The organism is Viridibacillus soli, assembly GCF_016612995.1.
GTDB lineage: Bacteria > Bacillota > Bacilli > Bacillales_A > Planococcaceae > Viridibacillus > Viridibacillus soli.
In genome coordinates, this window is the sequence record NZ_JAEOAH010000006.1 from 196,531 (window position 1) to 208,952 (window position 12,422).

A 12,422-nucleotide genomic window follows, 5' to 3' on the forward strand; every position below is an offset into this window, starting at 1 on the left:
TATATAAAATAAGTAAATATGAAGTTAAATTATCATTATAGCTATTTGTTTTGCTTTTTGAATATCATGATAGATACTACGGTAAATACGATTGTCGTAATAATAATGATCCATAAATGATTTGTTGTACTAACAAGCTTGTCATTCATTTCATACACTATGCCAAACTGTTTTTTATATTCTAGTATTTGTTCCGGCGTTGCATTTTTGAATACAGTTTGAATTGAATCTGTCATGAATGCATCTCTCAAGAGAACTGCAGTATGGCTGATGGGAAAGTACATAATAATATTTTGAACAAAATTTGGAACACTACCGATAGGAACATAGACTCCACATAAGAAACCGATAACAGTCCCAACAATTGTATTTAGTGTTGAGGCAGCACTTTGCGTTTTTATAAAAAGAGCTAAGAATAAGTTAATCGAACTGGATAATGCAACCGAAAGAATAATGATGCCTATAACTTTTAAAATCACTATACCACTCAAGATTTCGCTACCTGATAAAACAAGAAATAGTTCACAACCAACAAAAGCAAGCAAAGAGAAAAATAGACCAATGACAAATGCATTAATAACGTAACTTAACTGTATCGTAGCTCTCGATAATGGAGTCGTTAAGAAATCATGCGTTTTTTTGCTTTCCTTATCTTGAATCATAATTCCAAACGCACCTAGTGTTGTGGTTACAGCAGTTATCGATAATAACCCTGCAATCATCCACTCGTTCACCATATTTTTAACTGCCTTTGATTTGCCAATCATCTCTTGAATGGCATCAACTTGGGTTTGTTGTAAAAACACTGCATACAATATAATTACGATGAACACTGATAATAGTGAAAGAAATACTAACGTTCGATCGCGGCGGTATATTTTATTATTCCTGCTAACCAAATGGAATAGAGATTTCATCATACGACGCTCCCTTTTTCTGCAATAATATTAATAAAGACATCATCCATACTTCCTTTTACAACCTCAAAAGACTGTATTTGACCTTCTAGTTTTTTTAAGATGTCATATGCTTCTAGAGTAGACGCGACGCGGACGGTATAAATCGAGTTTTTCAATGCGTAGGATAATTGTTTTTCTTTTAACCATGGCTCCGGGTCAAATGTATGCTTAAACTCTAAATGTACGCTATCAAAAGCATATTTTTCTTTTAACTGATTAGGTGTTCCTTCTGCAACCAAACGTCCTTCTTTAATGACCACAACTTGGTTAGCAACGGACGCTTCTTCCATATAATGAGTCGTTAAAAAAATAGTCATATTCGTTTCTTCTTGTAATCTCTTAATCGCATCCCAAACAAATAGCCTTGTTTGGGGATCCAGCCCTGTTGTTGGTTCATCTAAAAATAAAATAGTAGGTTTATGTATAATAGCCCGAGCGATGTCTGCTCGCCTTCTTTGTCCACCAGATAAAGTACCATATTTTTTGTTTTGAATATCATCTAATTTCAAATAATCTGATACAAATTGATAGTTTTCTTGAATTTGATGTTTACTTAAATTATAGAATTGACCACGATTAAGAATATTTTCAAAAACGGTTAACCTTTCGTCTAATACACTCTCTTGGAATACAACCCCGATTTTCTTTCGAATATGATTATTCCCTACTCCCTCACCAATTTTATAACCATCGATTATGACCTCACCTGCACTTTTTTTGAGCAGCGTACATAGAATATCGATTGTTGTCGATTTACCTGCCCCATTTGTTCCTAGAAAAGCAAACAACTCTCCCTTTTTTACGGAGAACGATATCCCTTTCACTGCTTCAAATTCACCATAACTTTTCATCAAATTCGTAACTTGAATAATGCCTTGTTGCTCTGACATTCACTTCACCTCAATATAATAATTTTTTAACTAACTTGATAAACTCGCTATCCCTTTTTCCTGTTTAGAGCTTCATTGAGCGATGATGGGTGCCTTCCGATCGTCTTTTTAATTTTTCATTAATATTCTTTACTTCTTGATAACTCACTCCATAAATAATTACGAATACTGCAAGATAAACCGTCAATTGAATGGCAAAGAACATAATAAACTCTCCTGGCTGCTCCACTGGATTTTCATACCATTCACCAATTGCTCCACATACAAGTACAAGTGATAAAATAACAACATAGTGTATGATTAACTTCACCGCAATCGACCATCGCTCCATGTAGAAAATAAGTGAAGTGATACCGCAGCCAATTCCAAGAAATATAGCCAATTTAAATTCCAAAAATAGTTCCTGCCCATTGAGTGTGTAAGTTGGATTGACTAATAAATCGATTGTAATAATCATATATGAAGTACTTAAGCCAATAAGCGCTCCTAAAATTGCGACTTGGGTAATTTTCTTCATCATACATCCCTCCCGATTCCTAATCTTTTCTTTAATCCTTTTAAATACATACGACTAGCATGAGCAGTCGTATCATTATCCATCACGAGCTGCATCATACCGGTTCTTTCCATCTTCATAGACACGATTTTAGATATATTAACGAGTGTCGATTTATTCACACGAACAAAATCTTTTTCTAATAACTCCTCAAGCTCATATAACTTGCGCTTTGACTCATATTCATGCTCATCTGTTTGGAAATAAATCTTTGCACCTTCTGAATACACAGAGTAAATATCCGTGATTTTCAGCATGTATATGTCTTGCTGTAAATACCCGTCAATAACATCCGTACTTGTAGCCTTCAAATACTTCATAAGTTGCTCTAATTGCTCACTATAAGCATTTGCGTGAATATGTATTTCCGTCTCAGCATATTTCTCATCGATTATTAGCTTAATTTGCATAAGCATCCTCCACTTCTTAAACAAAATATACCATGGAAAGTTCTAGGTATTTAAAATTCCACTATATGTGGTAAAAAACTTACAACAAGTTACCATAAATAGGACATGAAAAATGGACCTCTTAACAAGATAATTGGTAAGTATCCTACTTTCTCCTTTAACAACTTTACAATCCATCCCCTAAATATCCAACACTTAAAAGTTCCATACTTCATAAAGAAGTAACAAAACCACCTATCATTTTGAAAGGTGGTTTTAATCCATAGCATTCCTTCTTTCGAGAAGAAATAATTTACCAATTTTTTCAAGTTACCATAATTAGTTAAAAAGACTTAATTTTTCAAAATCTTTTGATATTTTATTTTAAATTTCTCTTTAAAGAATATAACCAAATAGAAAGAGGTGTTGTAAAGAGACAAATTAGTCACTGTCTAAGTAAGCTTATGTGAGAATTGAAAAAACGTCGTGTGAGTTCTATTTGTAGCTAGCAAAAAAATAATAAGTAAAGGATGGATAATATGCCAAAAATCGAGTTAGGTAAATACAAAATTGTATCATTTCACGATGATTTAGAAATAATTCCCCCTGGTGTAGATCTAATCAAAGCAAGAGAGGTTTGGACTGAAGCTTCTGAAGGTAGTGGAGTAGTCGTAGCTGTTTTAGATACGGGAATCGCAACAACTCACCTAGATTTGGCAGACTCTATTATAGATGGATATAATTTCACAGATGATGACAATGGTAATCCGACTATTTTTGAAGATTATAATGGCCACGGTACACACGTCGCAGGAATCATAGCAGCTAGAAAGAATGGCGTGGGAGTAGTAGGCATTGCTCCTAAAAGTCATTTATTAATACTGAAAGTTTTAAACAAAAACGGAGCAGGTTCTTATGAACAGTTAATTGAAGCTTTGAATTATGCGATGGCATGGACAGGTCCTAATGGTGAAAAAGTAAGTGTGATTAATATGTCATTAGGAGGTCCTACACATACAAATGCATTGTATGAAACAGTAAAGAATGTATACAATTCCGGAATTATTATCGTTGCTGCAGCTGGAAATGACGGTGACGGTGACTCTGAAACATACGAAATTTCTTATCCTGCATACTACGAGGAAACTCTTTCAATCGGTTCTGTAAATAATGATTTAATTCCTTCCGTCTTTTCGCAGACGAATCTTAACCTTAAATTTATGGCACCAGGAGAAGATGTTTTATCAACTCATTTAGATGGGAGATATGTTAAGTTAACCGGTACTTCAATGGCAGCTCCACATGCTTCTGGCGCAGTTGCATTAGCATTAAATCTGATAAACAAATATGAACAAATACTGCTTCCATCGCAAATTGAAAGATATTTTAATAGCCATTCGAAAAAAATAAATTACCCTATCAGCCAAGTGGGTAATGGTTTCATCCAATTAAAATAGGAGGGATAATATGGGGGCCGAAGCGGATTGGGTATATTTAATCTCAAATTTTGGATTTCCTATTGTAATTTCAGTATATCTTTTACTAAGATTTGAAAAAAAATTAGAAAGACTAGCCAATGAATTGGATTCTCTCCGAGGGATAATTGTTCAAAAAGATAGGAGTTAATTTACAGAATAAATTCATTTCCAAGAGAAATTGTTGTACCTGGACATATCATTATATAGTAAAATTAGACTATCATCTACTTTTTATATACAAAGTGAGAAGTCCCTTTATTAAAAATTGATATTTCACTTTAACAAAGATATGTTCTTTTTATAAAAAAAATATAAAAATTTATCTTTTTCCTTCAAAAACACGCATGTTATCGTTAAAAGCAACATAAGTATTAATAGTAACTACACAAAACTAATTATAATTATCATTTATCAAAAAACACTTTTTACATCCTTAATAATTCACAACAATATTTTTCGAAAAATTTGCTAATATATTTCTCTCTTATATGAAAGGAGGGGTGTTGATGAAGACTATTAGAGAAAAAGAATTTTTCAGAAAATATGCTAACATAATGAAGCAACCTATTATGAAAGGATTCTTAAAAAGTAATGAAAATCAAAACATTTTTAGTAGAGCAATAAATAGCATGGATAAAGATAGTATTACTCAGCTGAACTCTGCATTTCGCCAATATTATAAAAACGTCATTTTAATTTCATATATCTCAAAAACCATACATTTCTCTGCCATTGATTTTGATAAAAGATTACGAAATTATTATAAAAAAAACCTCCCTATTCCAGGAGTTGCTGAAGAATCTAACAATCAAGAAGAACATTTTTCAATGGACGTTTTAATGTCCTCCATCGAAGATACAACATTCAATAACTTTCAAAATAGCCAACATAACATAAGTGATTATATCGGTAATCCAGAGCTAATCTCCAGTATGAAATCTCTATCAAATAAACAATTGTACATTCTCGAATTAATCTATATTCATAATATTAATAATAAGCAAATCGCCAAAGTATTGAATGAATCCGAACAAACCATTTCATATAACCACCATGCAGCTTTAGAGAAGTTAAGAAAGGCCTGTATTAAAAGCAAAATATGATAATTACTTTTAGTCGCAAACAATACAATTTTGTTCTGACACCTATTATTATTTAAATTAATAAAGAAATGGGGGAGCATGATGGAAAATGAAATTTTGCATCAAGTAGAAAACAAAGATCTAGAACGTTTACTAGAAATTTTCAGACCTGCTATTAAAAAAAGTTTGCATCATACTCGTATGCAGGAACGAGAGGATTTAGAACAAGAAATTAGTATGAAAATTCTTGAAAAACTAAATTACCTACAAGATATAAAAACACCTGATTTCTTTGAATTTATTGAATATAGTATTGATTAATATACTATAAACCGATTTTATAGTTTCTTAATCATAAGCGTCCCTCTTTACGATATGCTAATGATTTGGTTCTAATAAGGAAGCCGGAAGGTCATTATGGTAAACCCCAAATTTATAAAAAAGAGGGAATGTATTTATATTGAGGATAAGTCTCCACATATTTGAATTAAAAACGGATAATCTCTATAACAAGGCAACAAATAGAGGGCGAGTTATATAAGTGCATTTCCTACGTAAAGCAGGCACTTACTATTTCCATTCCCGAATTTGTTGTCTTTTTTATGTTCGTGCGAACTTTAATGCCCTTTCATATTCCCTGTCTTTTGCAAAATAAAAATACATAGTGTTTTTTGCTCATTATATTCTTCTTCCTATATATGTATAATTGATAGAGGGAGGTTTTTCAATGAAAAGTGAAGTTACATTTAGCAGTTGGTCAGAATCCAATGATTTAACGGATCGACAACAAGAGTTTATAACTACGTTTATGACGTTTTTTTCAACTGTTAAATACGGTGGAGAAAAATATGAAGGCATGATTGATAAATTAAAACAGGACTTTCCTGAATACTCATTTGAACTATCTGCCAATGATTTAACTTATAATGATTTTGATTTAATAATGAATACAGTAGTAGGTCCAAATGTAAATTCAACAGAGATACTACCAATTTTTATTGAACAAAAACTTTGTAAACCACTTGCATTGGAAATTTTGAAATCCAAGTAATATAAGGTGGATGATCAATACGTATTTACTGTGGTTGTTTTAGACTGTTTATGTCGGGGTTAGCCGGATTTTCCAGTGGCGCTGTTTGCATCACCAATCCATTTTCATAGTACAAATAGGAGGAATTCTAATATAAAAAAAATATTACTATTTGGCCCAGTACTCATTGGTTTAGTCTATATTGTCGCATTTATATTTGAAAGTATTTCTTTATATTTTGGTGTAACTCTATTAATGGTTTTATGGGCTATTTTAGTGGCGAGAGTTATCGATAAAAAGTATAAAAATAACTAGGTGGCAGCCTGTGTTAAAAGATAAGTAGGAGAAAGATAATTAATTTATAGCCCTTGTTCACAAAATACTAATTTAACGAATAAGAATAAAATAGAAAAAAGAACCCATTTTGAAAAAACAAGAAGCAAAATGAGTTCTCTTATCCGCAATCCTAAGTTATATTTTTTTAACAAATTCAGATTTTAGTTTCATAGCTCCAAAGCCGTCAATTTTGCAGTCAATATTATGATCTCCATCAACTAAGCGGATACTCTTCACTTTTGTGCCTATTTTCAGTACTGATGAACTGCCTTTTACTTTAAGATCTTTGATCACCGTGACATTATCACCATCATTTAAAACATTTCCATTTGCATCTTTAATCACATTTGTATCTTCAATATCTTCAGTTTCTAAAGTCCATTCATGCGCACATTCTGGGCAGACAAAAAGACTTCCATCCTCATAAGTGTATTCTGAATTACATTTTGGGCAATTTGGTAAATCTAACATAATTGCATTTCCTCCATTCGTTATCGTTCTATTTCCTTTTTACAGCTTCGTCAAAATAGCTATTACGAGCTGGACATTTACAAAAAGTATATAGGTTGTTCCATATATGCTTATATACTGTCATAGTCTTCTCATATTGACAAGCCTTCCTTCACTTCCCCTTTTTCAAAAAAACAAAATACTCTTTAATTACTCCTATCCTCTCTCTATTTTCACCCATAAAAAGCGCCTGAAATCACAGCTATTTTAGTTGTAATTTCGGGCGCTCCTATATGAAAATTCTTCTGTTGCAATACCTTTATCTGTATAGAATTCGATACAGCTCATCAAGCTTTTGAATTTGATAGGTCGGAATAATTTCGGTATTATTCAGCTTCATTTGAGGGCTGAGCCAACATGTATCTATACCAGCTAGCTGTCCACCTTTAATATCCGAACTTAAGGAATCTCCGATAATTAATGTGTTTTCAGCTGAAAAATGAGGAATTCTCGCAAAGACGTAGTCAAAGTATTCCTTCATAGGCTTTTGATAGCCCGTATCCTCTGAAACGAAAATATTCTTAAATAGGGAATGTAATCCTGAAGCTCGTAAACGTTTATCCTGTGTTTTGGAAACACCATTTGTCACTACATATAAATCATATTTATTTTGAAGGCTTGTGATTAATTCCATGGCACCTTCGATAAGCTGATGTCCTTCTTCTAGATGGATTCGATAATTCCTTTCCAATGCGGCACCATCAACTTCTTTACCGTACTTATTGAATAAAAGAGCAAAGCGGGTGTTTACAACCTCATTACGGTCAATTTCCCCTTCTTCAAAGGCTCTCCATAGACCTTGGTTGATTTCTTTATAATGCGCTTCAATTTCGGCCGTTAAGAGAATTTCTTGATCCTTAAAAAGGGAATGCAAAGCTTCCTTTTCTGCTGCGCCAAAATCTAATATTGTATCGTCTACATCAAATAATAAAGTTTGATATTTTTTCAAAATTGCTCCCCCGCTTCTACTGTTCTATCACCAAATTTAAAAACGATTATGCCACTAGCTATGATCAATACACCTAGTAACTTTTGGGGCGTAAAGGGCACTTGCTCTAGACCAAACCAGCCTAGTGAGTCCCATAATAATGCGAAACAAAGTTGTGATGACAGTAAAATTGAAATGGCATATGTCGGACCAAGCAATTTAATACCATTCAAAATACAGGTAACGACGCCAACACCGATTAACCCGCTGAACCAATACCATGGTTGCATATTCTGTAAATTAAATAAGTTTCCACCCTCAACAATTAACCCCACCATCAGTGATGCTAAAAACCCCATTCCTAACACCAATGTTGTTGAAGCCCAAGAACCTGTATGTTCATTTACTTTGCTATTAAAAATATTTTGCAAACCAACTAATGAACCTGCTACAAGCGCTAATATTAACCCTACAATCATCATCGCTACTCCTCTCTACGTTTATTTCATTCATAAATATTGTGATTGGCAAGCGTGCTCAATGCCTCACGATCTGTTACGTGGATTGAATCTTTCGTACGTTCAATTAACCCTTCTTTGCATAATTGCTGGATAACTCGATTGAGATGTCTGTAACTCGTTCCAATTAAATCCGCTACATCTCTTAAACTATTTGTACTTAGTCCTCCATCATATTGTGCATCGGATTCATCAAAAGAAATGGACAACAGATAACTAGCTAATCGTACTTCTACTGGATATAGCAAATTAAAGCTAAAAAAGTTTGATTTTATATGAAATTTTCTTGAAACGGTTTCGAGTAAGAATTGCAATAATGGCGTATAATCGCTCCCATACTTTTTTAGCCATTGATATTGAATACCTATCATAATAACAGGCGAAACAGCTTCAACTGTATTTATGATATCTATATCTTGAACGTATTCAATATCTCCAATTAGATAAAGTGGATTCTTAAAAGAGAGTATTAACTTTCTACCTTCCAAGGAGGTAGTAAAAACTTTGATTTTCCCCTTCACAAGTATATAAAGATAATGCGAAGAATCTCCCTGCGAACAAATATCTTCACCTTGATCGAAGCTGTACAGTGATAAATGCTCTATTAAAGATTCATTGAAAATGGATTCTAATTGATAAGCTTTTAAATAGTGATTGAGTTGCTCACGATTCTCTATTTTCTTCATGAACCATCTCCGCCTCCTATACTTTCATCTTAGTCGTTCTAAACGTTTCTTATAAACCTAAAACAATAACTCCCGCTACCATCATTCCAATACCGATAAACTGTGGTAACTTCATCTGTTGTTTTGCCACACCAAACCAACCTTTAATATCAACGAAAAAAGTTAAACCGAGCTGGGCAATGAGAACTGCTGATATAGTTAGCGTAACACCAATCCGATGAATTGCCGAAATATTGCTAAAAATAATTATGGCGGCAAATGCCCCACCAACCAAATAATATGGTTTTACTTTTTTGAACATTTGCAAGCTGCCATCTCTGACAAAAAGGAAGATTAGTAAAGCCATTACAAATCCCGTGAATTGCGTTATTGTCGCAGTTTGCCAAGTACCAATATCTTGACTAATCCGCGCATTAGCTACCCCTTGTAGCGTAATAAAGGCCCCCCCTAAAAACGCAAAAATAATTCCTCGCATGTTCCTCTCCCCCATTCAAACTGTTCTCTCTATTAAAAAACACATACACTTATTTTGAAAAGGACATATGTCCCTACTGCATTTCACTACATATAAAAACCCCAAAAGGGATTATTGAGTATCCGCAATTTGAGGCTATTCTTGCTATATTAATTTACAACTTGCTTTATAGATGCTTATGCTCTACACGCGATTAGCAAGCTGAACCATTTCGTTCCGATTTATCGTGGGAACTTCTCCTTACTATTTGCTAAAAGCTCCATTATCCCAACACAGCATTTCATCACTACCAAAATCATTTTTTCAAAGAACTATATGCCTTCCAAATTAATAAAAATGTAAAGAATAAAAATGTTAGAACTACAATTGTAATCCCAAAAGCATTCCTCGGTAAAAATTTTAAAGACCAAATTGCAGCCATAATAGAAGCAAATGTAAAGCGATCTATTTTCGTTTCTTTATCCATCTTTTTTAAATTTAGAAGAATTATTAAATATCCTATTGGTGGAGCTAAAAATGATATAGCAATAGAAGGATTACTTCTCAAATACCAAGGTAAATCTTTCTCTTTATCTTTTTGCTCATACATATTACATTTATCCCCTTTTTAATTTATATTCATATCAAACGATAGTATCTTATGAAATCAGGTGTGTTGATTAGGGGAATATTAGGTTGTTATTTACCGTTAAAGTGGATTTTTTATGTTCAATGCTAACCTATGTTACTACATTTTTTAATTGATTGTAGCGGAGGATACTTGCCCGCGGAAAGCAAGCGTCCCGTAGCGGAAATCAACCTATCATTTTAATGATAATGGTTAAAATTAGTTGATCAACACGCCTGTTATGAAATAATACCATTAAATACATAAAAAAGAGCCATTAAGAGATCATTCTCTCAATGGCTCAAATATATATAATCTAATTTTCCAACATTACAATGATGCGCGATAGATATCCATTACATCTTCTTTGTTCAGTTTCGCAAAATTACCGAATTCACCATAAATCATTGCTTTGTCTGCCATAATCTCTAGTTTGCTATCATCAATATCATAATCAGCTAGACGTGATGGGGCACCGATGCTGTTCCAGAATTCGCGAAGTTTTTGAATACCTTCTAATCCTGCTTCTTCATCAGTTTTCCCTTCAGAATCAACACCAAATACTCGTACAGCTAATTGTTTAAATCGTGCTGGTTTCACTTTTAAATTGTGTTCCATCCAATGAGGGAATATAATCGCAAGTCCACCCCCATGAGGAATATCATAAACTGCAGAAACAGCATGCTCAATATAATGAGAAGCCCAGTCTCCACTATAGCCCATATTTAAGATTCCATTTAACGCCATAGTCCCGTTATATAAAATTGTAGAACGATACTCATAATTTTCAAGATCATTTAACAACTTTGGTGCAGTCTCCATGACCGTTAACAATAATGATTCGCACATACGATCTTGGAAAAGAGTGTTTTCTTCAAGATGGAAATAGTGTTCTAATACATGCGACATCATATCTACCATGCCATAAATCGTTTGATCTTTAGGAACCGAGAAAGTATTAACTGGATCTAAAATTGAAAATTGTGGGAATGTCACAGTACTTCCCCAACCATCTTTCTCTCGAGTTTCCCAATTCGTGATAACAGAAAGAGCATTCATTTCAGAGCCTGTTGCAGCTAGTGTTAATACCGTCCCAAATGGAAGAGCTTCTGTTGCAAATGCTTCTTTAACGACTAAATCCCATGCATCTCCATCATATTTTGCACCTGCTGCAATAAGCTTCGTACAATCTATTACACTACCGCCACCAACTGCTAAAATGAAATCGATATTTTCAGTTTTACAAATATCAATCCCTTTTCTAGCTGTTGTAAGTCGAGGATTAGGTTCTACTCCAGGTAGCTCAAAAACTTCTGCGCCAATTTCAACTAACGTAGTCATTACAGTGTCGTATAGACCATTTCGTTTAATACTTCCGCCACCATAAACAACTAATACCTTTTTACCATATTTCGGCACCTCGGTTTTTATCTGCTCTAACTGTCCTTGCCCAAAAATTAGTTTTGTAGGATTCCAAAAAGTAAAATTTTGCATTTTATATATCCTCCTCCATCATTATCCCTTTTCATTCCTATTATAGATTTTTTTGGTATAAATAACAATACCAGCTTATTAGTAATTTGAAGAATAAAATGCTCAATACGAGAAGTAATTTAAATTATGCTTTTTATTAAAGAATGTAGAAATAATCTATGTTACTATAAATTCACAGAACTATTTAAAAGATGGAGGGGTGTAAATGCTTTTGGAATTATTATTTGGGCTATTAAGTGATTGGCTTTACTTTGCTCATTTAGCAGAGCAGGCATATTTAACTGTGCCCTTACTCCTTTTCTCTTTTGTGTTTTATTTTCATAGATGGTGCTATCAATTTCATTATCGACATAAATGGTATATGCAGGAAAATGTAAAATCAACAATCTTGGAAGTTGTATTTGCTTGGCTACCGCCACTCTTGAGATGGAGAGTTAAGTGTATTTATACAGGGCAAGATAACGAAGAAAATATTCCCTTTTGA

The 12,422-nt window shown here is 33.4% G+C and carries 17 protein-coding genes; 6 read left to right on the top strand and 11 right to left on the bottom strand.

Annotated features, from left to right (window positions below; all coding sequences use genetic code 11):
* Nucleotides 1–41: 41 nt before the first annotated feature.
* The 4 genes from JFL43_RS07490 to JFL43_RS07505 all read right to left on the bottom strand — a co-directional run bounded on the left by JFL43_RS07490 (nucleotide 42) and on the right by JFL43_RS07505 (nucleotide 2,815).
* Complete coding sequence (locus JFL43_RS07490) at nucleotides 42–917, bottom strand: ABC transporter permease (RefSeq protein WP_200748558.1); 876 nt, start codon at nucleotides 915–917, stop codon at nucleotides 42–44.
* Nucleotides 917–1,849, bottom strand: coding sequence for an ABC transporter ATP-binding protein (locus tag JFL43_RS07495; RefSeq protein ID WP_200748514.1), 933 nt, complete (start codon nucleotides 1,847–1,849; stop codon nucleotides 917–919). The genes JFL43_RS07490 and JFL43_RS07495 overlap by 1 nt, the downstream gene beginning before the upstream one ends.
* 64 nt (nucleotides 1,850–1,913) lie before the next feature.
* On the bottom strand, nucleotides 1,914–2,369 hold the full coding sequence (locus tag JFL43_RS07500; protein ID WP_234447645.1) for a DUF3021 domain-containing protein: 456 nt from the start codon (nucleotides 2,367–2,369) through the stop codon (nucleotides 1,914–1,916).
* Nucleotides 2,366–2,815 carry a LytTR family DNA-binding domain-containing protein gene (locus JFL43_RS07505; RefSeq protein ID WP_100795522.1) on the bottom strand — a complete coding sequence of 150 codons (450 nt, stop codon included), beginning with the start codon at nucleotides 2,813–2,815 and terminating at the stop codon, nucleotides 2,366–2,368. Before JFL43_RS07505 ends, JFL43_RS07500 begins: the two co-directional genes overlap by 4 nt.
* Nucleotides 2,816–3,333: 518 nt before the next feature.
* On the opposite strand from JFL43_RS07505, the gene JFL43_RS07510 reads away from it, so the two are divergent.
* From JFL43_RS07510 to JFL43_RS07530, 5 genes are all read left to right on the top strand, one after another.
* Nucleotides 3,334–4,251: a S8 family peptidase gene (locus JFL43_RS07510; protein ID WP_200748515.1), complete on the top strand. Its 918-nt coding sequence runs from the start codon at nucleotides 3,334–3,336 to the stop codon at nucleotides 4,249–4,251.
* Between the two features lie 10 nt (nucleotides 4,252–4,261).
* Entirely contained in the window at nucleotides 4,262–4,420 is a 159-nt protein-coding gene (locus JFL43_RS07515; protein WP_100795520.1) for a YvrJ family protein, read from the top strand.
* A gap of 358 nt (nucleotides 4,421–4,778) precedes the next feature.
* The gene (locus tag JFL43_RS07520; RefSeq protein WP_200748516.1) at nucleotides 4,779–5,375 is read left to right on the top strand and encodes a sigma-70 family RNA polymerase sigma factor; all 597 of its coding nucleotides are present in this window, start codon (nucleotides 4,779–4,781) and stop codon (nucleotides 5,373–5,375) included.
* 78 nt (nucleotides 5,376–5,453) lie between these two features.
* Nucleotides 5,454–5,675, top strand: a complete 222-nt coding sequence (locus tag JFL43_RS07525) for a helix-turn-helix domain-containing protein (protein WP_234447646.1) — start codon at nucleotides 5,454–5,456, stop codon at nucleotides 5,673–5,675.
* Between the two features lie 406 nt (nucleotides 5,676–6,081).
* Complete coding sequence (locus tag JFL43_RS07530) at nucleotides 6,082–6,405, top strand: hypothetical protein (RefSeq protein ID WP_200748517.1); 324 nt, start codon at nucleotides 6,082–6,084, stop codon at nucleotides 6,403–6,405.
* A 450-nt stretch (nucleotides 6,406–6,855) separates the two neighbouring features.
* Here JFL43_RS07530 and JFL43_RS07535 read toward each other — a convergent pair whose 3' ends face one another.
* The 7 genes from JFL43_RS07535 to JFL43_RS07565 form a co-directional block, all read right to left on the bottom strand.
* On the bottom strand, nucleotides 6,856–7,191 hold the full coding sequence (locus JFL43_RS07535; protein WP_200748518.1) for a zinc ribbon domain-containing protein YjdM: 336 nt from the start codon (nucleotides 7,189–7,191) through the stop codon (nucleotides 6,856–6,858).
* 298 nt (nucleotides 7,192–7,489) lie between these two features.
* Nucleotides 7,490–8,179, bottom strand: a complete 690-nt coding sequence (locus tag JFL43_RS07540) for a YjjG family noncanonical pyrimidine nucleotidase (protein ID WP_200748519.1) — start codon at nucleotides 8,177–8,179, stop codon at nucleotides 7,490–7,492.
* Complete coding sequence (locus tag JFL43_RS07545) at nucleotides 8,176–8,637, bottom strand: DMT family transporter (RefSeq protein WP_200748560.1); 462 nt, start codon at nucleotides 8,635–8,637, stop codon at nucleotides 8,176–8,178. The genes JFL43_RS07540 and JFL43_RS07545 overlap by 4 nt, the downstream gene beginning before the upstream one ends.
* A 26-nt stretch (nucleotides 8,638–8,663) precedes the next feature.
* Entirely contained in the window at nucleotides 8,664–9,362 is a 699-nt protein-coding gene (locus tag JFL43_RS07550) for a Crp/Fnr family transcriptional regulator (protein WP_200748520.1), read from the bottom strand.
* Between the two features lie 49 nt (nucleotides 9,363–9,411).
* Entirely contained in the window at nucleotides 9,412–9,837 is a 426-nt protein-coding gene (locus JFL43_RS07555; RefSeq protein ID WP_100795513.1) for a DMT family transporter, read from the bottom strand.
* Between the two features lie 295 nt (nucleotides 9,838–10,132).
* Nucleotides 10,133–10,426 (bottom strand): hypothetical protein, encoded by a 294-nt coding sequence (locus JFL43_RS07560; protein ID WP_100795512.1) that lies wholly within the window; start codon nucleotides 10,424–10,426, stop codon nucleotides 10,133–10,135.
* Between the two features lie 348 nt (nucleotides 10,427–10,774).
* Nucleotides 10,775–11,938, bottom strand: a complete 1,164-nt coding sequence (locus JFL43_RS07565; protein WP_200748521.1) for an iron-containing alcohol dehydrogenase — start codon at nucleotides 11,936–11,938, stop codon at nucleotides 10,775–10,777.
* A 205-nt stretch (nucleotides 11,939–12,143) separates the two neighbouring features.
* Between JFL43_RS07565 and JFL43_RS07570 the strand changes: the two genes are divergently transcribed.
* Entirely contained in the window at nucleotides 12,144–12,422 is a 279-nt protein-coding gene (locus JFL43_RS07570; RefSeq protein WP_200748522.1) for a hypothetical protein, read from the top strand.